Source organism: Candidatus Clostridium helianthi (assembly GCF_045310795.1).
Taxonomy (GTDB): Bacteria; Bacillota; Clostridia; order Clostridiales; family Clostridiaceae; genus Clostridium; species Clostridium helianthi.
Genome location: NZ_JBJIAB010000003.1, coordinates 37,460 through 50,567, shown reverse-complemented (window position 1 = coordinate 50,567; position 13,108 = coordinate 37,460). Strand labels below are relative to the sequence as shown.

Annotated in this window: 14 protein-coding genes; 12 read left to right on the top strand and 2 right to left on the bottom strand. The window is 31.8% G+C overall.

Going from position 1 to position 13,108, the window contains the following annotated elements; genetic code table 11:
* Window positions 1-23: 23 nt before the first annotated feature.
* The 10 genes from ACJDTP_RS03330 to ACJDTP_RS03285 all read left to right on the top strand — a co-directional run bounded on the left by ACJDTP_RS03330 (window position 24) and on the right by ACJDTP_RS03285 (window position 8,268).
* Window positions 24-1,337, top strand: a complete 1,314-nt coding sequence (locus ACJDTP_RS03330; protein ID WP_077845086.1) for a sensor histidine kinase — start codon at window positions 24-26, stop codon at window positions 1,335-1,337.
* 2 nt (window positions 1,338-1,339) lie between these two features.
* Window positions 1,340-2,350, top strand: a complete 1,011-nt coding sequence (locus tag ACJDTP_RS03325; RefSeq protein ID WP_406760500.1) for a response regulator — start codon at window positions 1,340-1,342, stop codon at window positions 2,348-2,350.
* Between the two features lie 29 nt (window positions 2,351-2,379).
* Window positions 2,380-3,579: a methionine adenosyltransferase gene (gene metK / locus ACJDTP_RS03320; protein WP_078114690.1), complete on the top strand. Its 1,200-nt coding sequence runs from the start codon at window positions 2,380-2,382 to the stop codon at window positions 3,577-3,579.
* A 20-nt stretch (window positions 3,580-3,599) separates the two neighbouring features.
* Entirely contained in the window at window positions 3,600-4,469 is an 870-nt protein-coding gene (locus tag ACJDTP_RS03315; RefSeq protein WP_406760499.1) for a DUF7973 family transport facilitator, read from the top strand.
* 33 nt (window positions 4,470-4,502) lie between these two features.
* On the top strand, window positions 4,503-4,781 hold the full coding sequence (gene pduA, locus ACJDTP_RS03310) for a propanediol utilization microcompartment protein PduA (RefSeq protein ID WP_012060205.1): 279 nt from the start codon (window positions 4,503-4,505) through the stop codon (window positions 4,779-4,781).
* A 36-nt stretch (window positions 4,782-4,817) separates the two neighbouring features.
* Complete coding sequence (locus ACJDTP_RS03305) at window positions 4,818-5,456, top strand: phosphate propanoyltransferase (RefSeq protein ID WP_012060204.1); 639 nt, start codon at window positions 4,818-4,820, stop codon at window positions 5,454-5,456.
* 39 nt (window positions 5,457-5,495) lie between these two features.
* A complete protein-coding gene (gene eutJ / locus ACJDTP_RS03300; RefSeq protein ID WP_077845090.1) occupies window positions 5,496-6,314 on the top strand; it encodes an ethanolamine utilization protein EutJ in 819 nt (272 codons plus the stop codon).
* 25 nt (window positions 6,315-6,339) lie between these two features.
* Window positions 6,340-7,758 (top strand): aldehyde dehydrogenase family protein, encoded by a 1,419-nt coding sequence (locus ACJDTP_RS03295; RefSeq protein WP_078114693.1) that lies wholly within the window; start codon window positions 6,340-6,342, stop codon window positions 7,756-7,758.
* A gap of 115 nt (window positions 7,759-7,873) precedes the next feature.
* Window positions 7,874-8,080, top strand: a complete 207-nt coding sequence (locus ACJDTP_RS03290; RefSeq protein WP_406760596.1) for a biotin/lipoyl-containing protein — start codon at window positions 7,874-7,876, stop codon at window positions 8,078-8,080.
* 89 nt (window positions 8,081-8,169) lie between these two features.
* Window positions 8,170-8,268 carry a BMC domain-containing protein gene (locus ACJDTP_RS03285; RefSeq protein ID WP_241394303.1) on the top strand — a complete coding sequence of 33 codons (99 nt, stop codon included), beginning with the start codon at window positions 8,170-8,172 and terminating at the stop codon, window positions 8,266-8,268.
* A gap of 385 nt (window positions 8,269-8,653) precedes the next feature.
* Here the strand turns inward: ACJDTP_RS03285 and ACJDTP_RS03280 are convergent, their stop codons facing one another.
* Window positions 8,654-9,532 (bottom strand): metallophosphoesterase family protein, encoded by an 879-nt coding sequence (locus ACJDTP_RS03280; RefSeq protein WP_077845092.1) that lies wholly within the window; start codon window positions 9,530-9,532, stop codon window positions 8,654-8,656.
* A gap of 43 nt (window positions 9,533-9,575) precedes the next feature.
* Window positions 9,576-10,118 carry an RIO2 family protein gene (locus tag ACJDTP_RS03275; protein WP_406760498.1) on the bottom strand — a complete coding sequence of 181 codons (543 nt, stop codon included), beginning with the start codon at window positions 10,116-10,118 and terminating at the stop codon, window positions 9,576-9,578.
* Window positions 10,119-10,281: 163 nt separating this feature from the next.
* Here ACJDTP_RS03275 and ACJDTP_RS03270 point away from each other — a divergent pair, with 163 nt between their 5' ends.
* Together ACJDTP_RS03270 and ACJDTP_RS03265 are read left to right on the top strand one after the other, a co-directional pair.
* Window positions 10,282-11,967, top strand: coding sequence for a 2-oxoacid:acceptor oxidoreductase subunit alpha (locus tag ACJDTP_RS03270; protein ID WP_406760497.1), 1,686 nt, complete (start codon window positions 10,282-10,284; stop codon window positions 11,965-11,967).
* The gene (locus ACJDTP_RS03265) at window positions 11,967-12,818 is read left to right on the top strand and encodes a 2-oxoacid:ferredoxin oxidoreductase subunit beta (protein WP_406760496.1); all 852 of its coding nucleotides are present in this window, start codon (window positions 11,967-11,969) and stop codon (window positions 12,816-12,818) included. Before ACJDTP_RS03270 ends, ACJDTP_RS03265 begins: the two co-directional genes overlap by 1 nt.
* The last annotated feature ends 290 nt before the right edge of the window (window positions 12,819-13,108 follow it).

The window sequence follows — 13,108 nt, the reverse complement described above, 5'->3', positions numbered from 1 at the left end:
TGATGTATGAAGGAGTGGGTTAAATGCATGAATTCCATGATAGAACAAAAGGTGAAATCGTTGACAGCAATACGCAGATTGATGAAAATTTAATTAATAAATTTAATATAATCAATTTATTTGGCAAAGAAACATTAGAGGATATTCAAGAAAAGATATCTAGAGCAACAGGCCTTGCATTTGTTACTGTTGATTATAAAGGTGAACCAATTACCAAAATGACTTCTTTCACAGAATTTTGTAGCGAGATTAGAAAAAATAAGAAAGCAGAATGTGTCTGTAAGTCTTCCGATGCTTTTGGTGGAATTCAGGCAGCAGTTACGCAAAAGAATTGTGTATATTTTTGCCCTTGCGGATTACTTGAAATTGCAATACCTATAATCGTTAGAGGCCATTACCTAGGTGGCTTTATTGGTGGACAAGTGAGATGCTTAGATGCACCTTCAGGAGTAAGTAAACTTGAAAATGTAATAAAACATTCCCAAAATTATAGGGAAGATAAGCATATGTTAAGTTTGTTTGAGTCTGTTCAATTATATGATTATGAAAAATTTATGAGTGTTGCGGAATTAATTTCTCTTATTATAAATCAATTGGGAGAGAAAGAAGCATATAGATTGATGCAAAAAAACTCATTAAAAAAGGAAGTTGAGGAATTAAATAATTCTAAAAAAGAACTTGAAATAGAAAATGCATTGAAAAAAAATGAACTTATAAATCTCAGAGCTCAATTAAACCCACATTTTTTAATCAATGTTTTGAATTCGATTTCTAATTTAGCAGCCATTGAAGATTCACCTAAGACAAATGAAATGATTGTAATGTTTGCAGATTATTTAAAGCAGAGTTTAGGTAGTCAAAAGAGCTATACAAATTTATCAGATGAATTCGAAAATATTGAAAAATATTTGAAGATTCAGAAAGTTAAGTATGGAAATTTGCTTCAATATTCAATTAACATGAATGAAAAAATGCATTATCAAAGAATCCCAAGCCATATTATTATGCCATTTGTGGAATATGCTGTTTTTTATGGAATTGCAACAAAGAATAATGGTGGAAAAGTAGCGGTAACTTCTTATTATGAAGGTAAGGATGTTGTTATATGTATTTCTGACAATGGATCTGGATTTAGTGATGAGGCAATAGCTAAGAAATTCAAGATATATAAAGGTGGTTATGAGGGAGAATCTATTCAGATAAGCATTTCCAATGCAAGAGAAAAGCTCATAACATTATTTGGTGAAAAGTATGATACCTTTATTGAAAATACTGAAGGAGAAGGTACAAGGAGTATTATAAGATTTCCAATAAAATTCGAAGAAAGGAATGTCTAGATATGTATGGAGTATTAATTGCAGATGATGAACCACTAATGAGAGCATCTTTAAAGGTTATGATATCTAAAGTTGAAGGATTTGAGGTCTTATATTCTGTTGGTAGCGGTGAGCAGGCAGTTGAGATATGTAAAAATAATAAAATAGATATTGTTTTTATGGACATCATGATGCCGGGTGAATCAGGGATAGAGTCTAGTAAAAAGATATACACCATTAATCCAAGTACCACTATTTTTATTGTATCATCTTATAACAGTTTTGATTTTGCAATTGAAGCTTTAAAAACTAAAGTTAAAGAGTATATATCAAAACCTGTATCCTTTTCTCAAATAGAAAAATTATTGAGTAATTATAAAGATGAGAATCAGAATGTTAAAAGTGAGATAGAAGGGAATAAGTATGATAGTCTACTTTTAATGATTAAAGAAAAAAATTACAAAAAAATGTATTATGAAATTCCTAATATAATAGATGAGATGTGTTCTTCTAAAAAGTCTGATACAAAGTTACTAAGAGAAGAATTTATGCAAATAGGAGAAAATCTTATTAATTCTGTCCAACTGCTAAACAAAAAGCCCCAAAAGCTTAATGAGCTATTTCCGATGGAAGAACATTTAGGCAATGAGAAAAGATTTTTCGAATTTTGGTTATTCAAAGTTATGAATTATGTTTTTCAACAAAATAGCATAAAAAAGTATTCAATATTAAATGATGTGTTTAGTTATATTGAAAATCATATTGAAGAAGAGATTGGGTTAAATGAGATAATTAATAATTGTTCAGTAAGCCAAGGCTATTTAAGTAGAATTTTTAAAAGGCAGTTTAACATAAGTGTTATGGAATATTTGCACATGAGAAAGATTAGTATAGCGAAAAGTTATTTTTGTTTTACTGATTTAAGTATTACGGATGTTGCATTTAAACTTGGATATAATGAGAGCAGTTATTTTAGCAAAGTGTTTAAGAAGTATGAAAATACAACGGTCTATAAATATAAAAAAATGTTGTAGAATCAGAAAATCAAGGTAGGTGATAAAACATGAGCGAATATTTTGTTACATCAGAATCTGTAACTGAAGGACATCCTGATAAAATTTGCGATCAGATATCGGATGGAATTTTAGATGCATATTTAGCACAGGACAATAATTCAAGGGTCGCAGTGGAAACCATGGTCTCAAAGAATACAATTATGATAGCAGGAGAGGTTACTTCAAATGCAAAGGTGAATATTGTTGATGTTGCAAGAGAGGTTGTAAAAAATATTGGTTATACGAAAGAAGAATATGGTTTTGATTATAAGACCTGCCTAGTGTTTACAAATATCAATAAACAGTCTCCAGATATTGCTTTAGGTGTTGACAAAATAGAAGAAAACAGGAAGATTACTAAAGAAATATTAGGAGCTGGTGATCAAGGAATTATGTACGGGTATGCCTTTAATGAGACTGATAATTATATGCCATTAACGTGTGATTTAGCCAATAAACTTACAATGAGGTTATCCAAACTTAGAAAAAGTGAAGGAATTCCTTGGATTCGTCCTGATGGTAAATCTCAGATTACAATGAAATATGATAGTAATGGAAATCCAATTAACATTTCAAGCATAGTAATTTCAATTCAACATGATCCAGATATTGACTATGATTATATGAAAAATGTTATTGAATATGAGGTTATTCGTAATGTTATTGATAGCAGGTGGATTAAATATGATACGAAGATACATATTAATCCTACCGGAAGATTTGTTATAGGTGGTCCTGCAGGCGATACGGGTTTAACGGGACGAAAAATTATGGTAGATACTTATGGTGGAATTGGAAGACATGGTGGTGGAGCCTTTTCAGGAAAAGACCCCACAAAAGTAGATAGATCAGCAGCATATATGGCAAGGTATGTGGCAAAAAATATGGTTGCTGCAAAGCTGGCTGATAAGGTTGAATTATCCTTAAGCTATGTAATTGGAGAAGCTGAACCAGAAGCAATAACTATTAATACATTTGGAACTGAGAAAGTAGATATTAAAGATATAAGAAAAATAATTAAAGAGACTTTTTCTTTTTCGGTTGCTAATATTTTAGAGCAACTTGATTTAAAGAAACCACAATTTTTTAATACAGCCGCCTATGGTCATTTTGGGCGTGAAAATAAAAATTTTAAATGGGAAAAAACTGATAAAGTGGAAATCTTGAGAAAGAAGGCAATGCAATGTGTTTTGGAAAATTTTAAATAGTATTTAAGGAGTTTGATGTTATGAATATCTATGCATTAATAGCAGCATTTGGTGGAGGAGCTTTAGGAGCACTTCTTGGATCAATACCTGCTTTTATTTTAACGGGAATTTTAGCAGTTGTTGGAGGAATTTTAGGATTAGCAGGTATTGCTGAACCAACGATTGGAAATATTACTTTTGGTTCTTTTTTAGGTCCTCATATTGCATTTGCAGCAGGAGTAGCGGCAGCAGCATTTGCTGGGAATAAAAGAAAAACATTGAGCAATGCAAACGATGTATTAACACCATTATATTCAATTAATGATTATACAGTAATACTCGTTGGAGGTTTATTCGGAGTTATAGGTTTTTTATGTCACTATGTTTATGGTGCAGTATTGAACTTTAAAACAGACCTTCCTGCTATTTCTGTTTTCACCGTTTTGATGATTTCGAGATTAGTATTTGGTAAGACAGGTCCAGTTGGTAAGTATACTGGGTCAGGCAAAAGAGATTGGCTTCCTGATACAAAAACATTAGTTAATCATATTGTGCTTGGAGCAACAGTTGGAATTGTTGTAAGCGGTATTGCTATATCAATGGTTAATTCAGGTGTATCACCTAAAGTTATGTCTATGTATCCTATCGTTTGCTTTGGAATTAGTGCAACTTCATTGATTTTCTTGCAGACTGGTTTTGGAGTTCCGGTAACACATCATATCACTTTACCAGCTGCAGCGGCTACGGTTATGACAGGAAATATATTTATAGGTGTTTGCGTAGGAATTGCCTGTGCAATAGCTTGGTTAATTGCAGGAAAAGTTATTAACAGTTATTGTGATACTTATATAGACCCACCAGCTACAGTAATATTTATTTCAATGTTTATTATTAATGCGATGTTCATTTAGATTTATATGTTAAAAAATAAGGAGGAATTTATTATGAATAATGAAGCTTTAGGAATGGTTGAAACAAAAGGCTTAGTTAGTGCAATAGAAGCAGCTGATGCAATGACAAAGGCAGCGAATGTTATGCTTGTTGGATATGAAAAAATTGGATCAGGACTTGTAACTGTAATGGTTCGCGGGGATGTTGGAGCAGTAAAAGCGGCTGTAGATGCTGGAGTTGCAGCCGCAAGAAATGTTGGCGAAGTGATTTCACAACATGTTATTCCAAGACCACATATTGATACAGAAAAGATATTACCAAAAACTTTATAGAGTTTTTATAGGATATCTAGAGAGTGAGTTGATAAAATGCATAGCGAAGATGTAGTAAAGTTAATTACTAAAATAGTTGTAGATAAAATCAAAGCATTAGAGAATTATAAAATTCCTATTGGCGTATCAAATAGGCATGTGCACCTAAGTCAAAAGGATTTAGATATTCTATATGGTCTAGGATATAGCTTAACTAAAAAAATTGATTTGAAACAACCAGGACAATTTGCAGCTAATGAAACTGTAACGATTAGAGGTCCTAAAGGTGAATTTGAAAATGTCCGTATTTTAGGACCGATAAGAAGTGAAAGTCAGGTTGAAGTTTCAATGACAGATAGTTTTAGATTGGGGGTAAAACCTCCAATTAAAGAATCAGGACAACTAGAAAATACTCCAGGACTTGAAATTATAGGACCTAAAGGGAGTGTGAAAATTCCAAACGGAACAATCATTGCTTTAAGACATATTCATATGACACCTGAATATGCTGAGAAAATGGGAGTGAAAGATAAGGAAATTGTTGAAGTGGAAACTATGGGCGAAAGACATGGTATCTTAGGTAATGTTTTAATAAGGGTTTCTGATAAGTCTTCTCTTGAAATGCATGTGGATGTTGATGAAGCTAATGCTTGTGCTTTAAAAAATGATGACTTTGTTATCCTGCATAGGAAGTAAGCAGTTAGTTACAAATTAATTATGATAGGAGAGATAAGAATGTTAATAAATAGTGACATATTAACAGAATTCTCCAATTTGATTGCTGAAAATAAAAGTAATTCATTTGAAGGAGAGCTTAAAACGGGAGTTGACCTCGGAACGGCCAATATTGTTGTATCAGTTGTAGATGCCAATAATAATCCTATTGCAGGAGCTACTTACCCTTCTACAGTTGTTAAGGATGGAATTGTAGTAGATTTTGTAGGGGCTATAAATATAGTAAAAAATTTAAAAGCCAAGGTTGAAGAGATAATTGGTAGAGAGCTTCTAACAGCAGCAACTGCTATACCACCAGGAATTATTTCCGGTAATGTAAAGTGTATATCCAATGTTGTAGAAGCAGCAGGATTTGAAGTTATAAATGTTGTGGATGAGCCAACAGCGGCAGCTAGGGTGATAGACATTAAGGACGGTGCAGTTGTTGATGTTGGAGGTGGAACAACAGGAATTAGTATATTGAAGGATGGACAAGTAATTTTTACTGCTGATGAAGCAACTGGGGGTACACATATGACACTTGTGCTTGCAGGATATTATGGAATATCAATTAGGGAAGCAGAAGAATTAAAGAAAGATCCGAAAAAAGATAAAGATATATTTCCGATTATTAAACCTGTAGTTCAAAAAATGGCATCAATAGTAAAGAGATATTTAAACGGTTATGACGTATCAGAAATTTACGTTGTTGGAGGGGCTTCATCCTTTGAGGAATTTAATGACGTTTTTGAAAAAGAAATAGGTATTAAAACCATAAAGTTTAATGAGCCTTTATTAGTAACGCCTTTAGGCATTGCAATGAACTGTAATAGAGGATGAAAATTTTAAAAAGAGGTGTATATAAATGGATGTAGATGTAGTATTAGTTGAAAAACTAGTTAGACAAGCAATAGAAGAAGTGAAAAATAAAAACTTATTAAATTTGGATAAAGTTGATTCTACAAAAAATTACGGTATTTTTGAAACTATGGATGCGGCAGTTGAAGCATCATTTGTAGCACAAAAACAATTATTAAATGCTTCGATGACGAACAGACAAAAATATGTGGATACTATAAAAGCTACTATCTTGAAAAAAGAAAATCTAGAATTGATTTCAAGAATGTCTGTTGAAGAAACAGAAATAGGTAAATATGAACACAAATTAATTAAAAATAGAGTAGCAGCCGAAAAAACACCAGGAACAGAAGATTTAACTACAGAGGCTATGACAGGGGATAATGGGCTTACTTTAGTTGAATATTGTTCATTTGGAGTAATTGGAGCTATTACGCCTACTACAAATCCTACTGAAACTATCATTTGTAATTCTATTTCTATGATTGCTGGTGGAAATACAGTAGTGTTTAGCCCACATCCAAGAGCAAAAAACGTTTCAATAAAATTAGTAACTATGTTAAATAAAGCATTAGAAGAAGCAGGGGCTCCTGATAATCTTATAGCAACGGTTAAAGAACCTTCTATTGAAAATACAAATATTATGATGGAGCATCCAAAAATCCGAATGCTCGTAGCAACTGGTGGACCTGCTATTGTTACTAAGGTTATGTCCACGGGGAAAAAAGCTATTGGAGCAGGTGCTGGAAATCCGCCTGTTGTTGTTGATGAAACTGCTGATATAGAAAAAGCCGCTATTGATATTGTTAATGGATGCAGCTTTGATAATAATGTTCCATGTATAGCTGAAAAAGAAGTCTTTGCGGTTGATCAAATATGTGATTATTTAATACATTACATGAAACTGAATGGAGCTTATGAAATTAAAGATAGAAACTTAATTCAAAAGCTTTTAGATTTAGTTACAAATGAAAATGGCGGACCTAAGGTTTCTTTTGTAGGTAAAAGCGCACCATATATTTTAAATAAGCTTGGCATTTCAGTTGATGGTAGCATAAAAGTAATTATTATGGAAGTAGATAAGAATCATCATTTTGTTCTTGAAGAAATGATGATGCCTATTCTACCTATTGTAAGAACAAAAGATGTAGATGAGGCTATTGAATGTGCTTACGTTGCTGAGCATGGAAATAGACATACAGCTATAATGCATTCGAAAAATGTGGATAAACTTACAAAAATGGCAAGACTTTTAGAAACAACTATTTTTGTCAAAAATGCACCATCTTATGCTGGAATAGGTGTTGGTGGGGAAGGAACTACAACATTTACTATTGCAGGCCCTACTGGTGAAGGTTTAACAACAGCAAGGTCTTTCTGCAGAAAACGTAGGTGTGTTATGGTAGATTCATTTAATATAAGATAATCTAGTCAGTTATGATAATATATTTCCCTTTATACTTTGTAACTATGTTTACCTAGTAGAGTACTATTGGAAAACATACTTCATTGTTTAAGGGAAATATTTATCATATTATGGAATTAATATTTTTTCTCAAAAAGTTACAATATTAAGATCACAACATATAGGTGCAAAAGCTGAACCTATAGATGAAGTTGGAGATAAAGTTCAAAAAGGTGATTTGATAAGAGACATTTCAGGTGGGAAGCTAGGAGCTAAGATTCATTCAAGCATAGATGGAATTATAAAAGAAATAACAGATGAAAGTATAGTTATAGTTAAATAATATATGCATTATTAAATCTATGAGAGGGGAAGAGACAGCAATGAGAAGGTCTTATTGGATTACTTGAATATAAAAGTATTGCAAAGGGAATGGAAGCATGTGATGAAATGCTTAAATCTTCAAATGTCGAATTAGTTTTAGCTTCACCAGCATGTCCTGGGAAATACATAGTAATATTGGAGATGTAGGTGCGGTGAAAAATGCTGTTAAGGTAGGGGCTAATATTGGAGCAGTTATCTTATAAGTGATTATTTAATAGCAAATGTTAATGAAAATGTATTCCCAGTTATTACAGGAACAATTGATATGGGAAAAATTGATTCTCTAGGATTTATTGAAACTGGTGAAATTATAAGCACAGTTACAATACCATCACCAAGTAAGGAATTGATTTCAAGCTTGCTTTAGTATTAGGTTTAAATAGAAGTAAAAATATATTTGTTTTTTATTTTCTGATATAAAGAAATAGTCTATGCTCACTTGGCTTAATAATGCATTTAATCATCTTCATAAAGTTTAGCAGACTATTCTCTACACAGATGTATAATTTCCCATGATATCTAAATTTACCCGCTAGAAATTTGTTTTAACTATAATAAATTCATCTAATTTCTTACCTTTTAAGCTAATTGCACATACTTTAATGTAATCAGCCTCTATATCTACAACTAAATAGTGGTATACAGCTATAGGAGCGACTACTATTCCTTGCTTACTTTTATATTTATCTCTAAGCTTTTCGCCACCACCACCAGTGATTACTTGATTAACTTTTCTTTCATAGCAGGAATTCCCGTTGCTAAAGGAATCGTCTATGATTCTTCTTGAATAGTTATGCTCATGTCCAGAGAAAACTATATCTATATTGCACTTATCTACAATTCTCCAAAAGGCATCTCTATATTTAGGGTATAAATCGAGGCAATGCCCGAGATGAGCTCCAGTAGGATAAGCCGGAGAATGAACAAAAACTAGTTTGTTTTTTTTATATTTAGAAGCAGTATTTTCGAACCACTTAAGCTGGTACTCACTGATTTTATGAGTTGAACCGTAATGGAAGGCATTAAGGATTATAAGCCTAGTATCTTCAAAATCTTTGTAATAAGCTGTTCTATTATAACCTTCAAGGAAATCACATGGATTTAAGTCGCAATAAATTTGATCAAGTATCTTTTCGAATCTATCATCTATAGGTTCTATATTCACTTCATGATTACCGACTACTGGAAGTAAGGGAATATTAGGGTGATACTTTTCTACTATTCCTCTTAGTCTTTTGAGTTGAAAATTAAAAACATCTTCTTTATTACTGCCGGCAACAGAATCTCCGCAAATTACGATGAATTTTGGAGTAGGATCCAATTTGCATGTTTCTTTCATTAGCGTATTTAGAACTTTTTCGTTTATTCCTTTTTCTTTACCTTTAGAATCACCAAAGACTATAAATCTCATTTCTACTCTCCTCAAAAAATATTATAAAATATTTATTAATAATTTATTTTTTACTTCTTAACCATTTTTTATAGAGTTCGGGTTTATTGTATTTGACAAAATTTAAAAAATCTTTTTTGTATCCTAAATCGGATAAACATTCAATGATTAAAGCAGGATATATAGTCCGCTTTTTCATGGCTCTAGCTGTATCAATTAACTTAATTTCATCTAATGAGGTTATAAAAATATGAAATGATGCAGCATCTAATCTGTTATAGCCTACTGAATCCAGCGCTTCATATAGTTCTATAATTTTTTGGAAAATGTTCTCAGATAGTGGATTAGATGATAAGTATTTATCAAGTTCTACTCCATCAATATATTCGCGTATTATATAATTTTCACCAAAGGCATAAAGTCTAGGAAAATGCAAATCCATTTGTGCCATAACCAGAGTTTCTATTTCATCTGAACATATTTGCTTTTTCTTAAAAATCTTTATACATTTTTGTGAATCTATTTTATAAACCTTTCCTTGCGTACCAGATCCTAAAAACTCAAGATTATCTATATCTAAATTAGAATATTTCTTGATAATAATCACCTTATTAATAAATTAGTATTAATATTAACATATGATTATAAGTAGATTTTGTTATATGAAAAATAAGTAGATTATATGTATTTATCTAGTCATAATACTGAGAAACAATAATAAAATATTATCAGCATGCAATTTATAAGCGTTTTTAGAAGGGAGGAATTTTATGATTTATAATATTTTAATTGGAGGAGCAGCTGGGTTAGGAATGGAGACCATTTCCTCTATATTAGAGAAAGTTTTAAAAAGGAAAGGCTTTGAAATATTTACTATACAAGACTATATGTCAAGGGTAAGAGGCGGGCATAATTTTTTTCAAATACGCTTTGGAAATGAGCAAATAAATTCCCATTGGGATGATATCGATGGAATAATCGCTTTAGACAAAGAAACAATTGATCTTCACATCGGCAGATTAAAGGAAGATGGGTTTATAATTGCTGACGAGCAAATTAAGCTTGAGGATAAAAGATTCTTTGGTCTTACTCTTAAAGCTTTAGCTAAGAGCATTGGAAATTCAAAAGTATATGGTAGCATAGCTTTGGGTGCTTTTGTAAAGTTATTTAATTTGGATTTAAGTGGCATTAAGGAAGTATTAACAGAAAAGTTCAAAGAGGAAATCGCCAGTAAAAATTTCAATGCATTTGAAGAAGGATACAAGCTAGTTGCACCAAAGTATCAAATTCAACCTAAGAACAATGATGAGAGTATTTTAATTGGAGGAAATGATGCTATTGCTCTTGGGGCTATTGCAGCAGGATGTAAATTTTATTCCGCTTATCCAATGACACCATCTACAAGTATAATGAATTATCTTGCTTCAAAGATGAATGAAGCAGAAATTGTAGTTGAACAGGCTGAAGATGAAATTGCTTCAATAAATATGGCTATTGGAGCCTCTTATGCAGGTGTTAGAGCAATGACAGGATCGTCTGGAGGAGGATTTGCGCTAATGGTAGAGGCTGTAGGCTTATCGGGAATGCTTGAGGTACCTCTTGTAATAGCAGAAATACAAAGACCTGGGCCTACTACAGGTTTGCCAACAAGAACAGAACAAGCAGATTTGAAATTTGTTATATCCTCATCACCAGGGGAAATACCTAAAATGGTAATAGCATTAAGGGAACCTGAAGATGCATTTTATCAAACTATAAGAGCATTTAATCTTGCTGATAAGTATCAAATACCAGTTATTTTACTTGGAGATCAGTTTTTAGCTGATAGTATAAGAACTGTAAAGCCTTTTAATTTTGATAAGATTAAAATAGAAAGGTATTTAAAAGATGATGAATATATAAATGCTAAAGATTATAAGCGTTATGAATTAACAAAGACAGGTGTTTCGCCACATATAACGCCAGGTAAAATACCAGGATTAACAGTATTGGTAGATAGTGATGAACATGATGAATATGGACATATTACTGAATCAGGTGAAGTAAGAAATAAAATGAATGATAAGAGACTAAGGAAAATGGAATATTTAAAAGAAGAACTTTTAGAACCTGAATTCATCGGTGAAGAAAATGCAGATACTTTACTTTTAGCATGGGGATCATTATATAGTCCGGTTAAGGAAGCTATAAAACTTCTTAATGGACGTTCGGGAAATAATAATAAATACTGCTCATTAGTATTTGGGGATGTCTGGCCTTTACCTGAGAAAAATCTTAGGAAGTATGTGAAAAAAGTAAAAAATATAATAAATATAGAGCAAAATGCGACAGGACAACTATCAGGACTTATTAGAGAATATACAGGTATTGAATGCAATAGCAGTATCTTAAAATATGATGGAAGACCTATTTCATCTCAAGAAATATACAGTAAGCTAGTTGGAGGTGAGCAATAATGAATAATGAAATATTTCTAACATCAGAAACAGCTTGGTGTCCAGGATGTGGGGATCATAATATTCTTGATGCTCTAAAGCAAGCACTTATAGATTTAGGTAAGGCTCCACACGAAGTGCTTATTGTTGGTGGAATAGGCCAAGCTGCTAAAACACCTCAATATATAAATACTAATGGATTTTGTGGACTTCATGGAAGATCATTACCACCTGCAGTTGCAGCAAAGATTGTAAATAAAAGATTAACTGTAATAGTAAATACAGGAGAAGGGGATTCCTATGGAGAAGGAGGAAATCACTTTATTCATAATATTAGGCGTAATGTAGATATAACACATTTTGTTCACGATAACCAAATATATGGGTTAACAAAAGGGCAAGCATCACCTACAACTGACATCGGACATGTAACAGATGTTCAGCCAAATGGGTCAAATAACATTCCTATGAATCCAGTAGCGCTTGCAATAACGCTTGGTGCCGGTTTTGTTGCTAGAGCATTTAGTGGAGATAAGGAGCATTTGAAGAAAGTTATGATTGAAGCTATTAATCATAAAGGATACGCTCTTGTTGATATTTTACAGCCATGTGTGTCATTTAATAAAATTAATACATTCCAATGGTATAATAAAAGAGTTTATAAACTTGGAAAAGAATACGATCCAAGTAATAAATTGAAGGCTATTGAAAAATCAATGGAATGGGGAGATAAGATTCCTTTGGGAATTTTATATAAAGAAGAGAAATCCAACTTCCATGACAAAGTTAGCTTTTTAAAAAGTGGAGAATCACTTGTTGAAAGTGAAATTAAAATAAATAAGATCAAGGAGTTTATGAAAGATTTCCTATAAAAATAGCATAGGAAAAAATTAATAATCAAAAGTATTTACATTTTAGTAATCAAGGCCCGATTTTTATTAGATTGGGCCTTTTAAATACGAATAATTGCTATAAAGATCATATATTTTCTTAAACAGATAATTTCTAATGAAGTCTGAATTTCTATTTTAATAAATGTTATATTTTTATATTACATTTATCGAAATAGATATAAATGAAAGTATATTATGCAGGTTTTAAATAAAAACTTATAGAGTAAGATATGCTATAATTATGATAATAAAACTTAAGGAAAAATGTG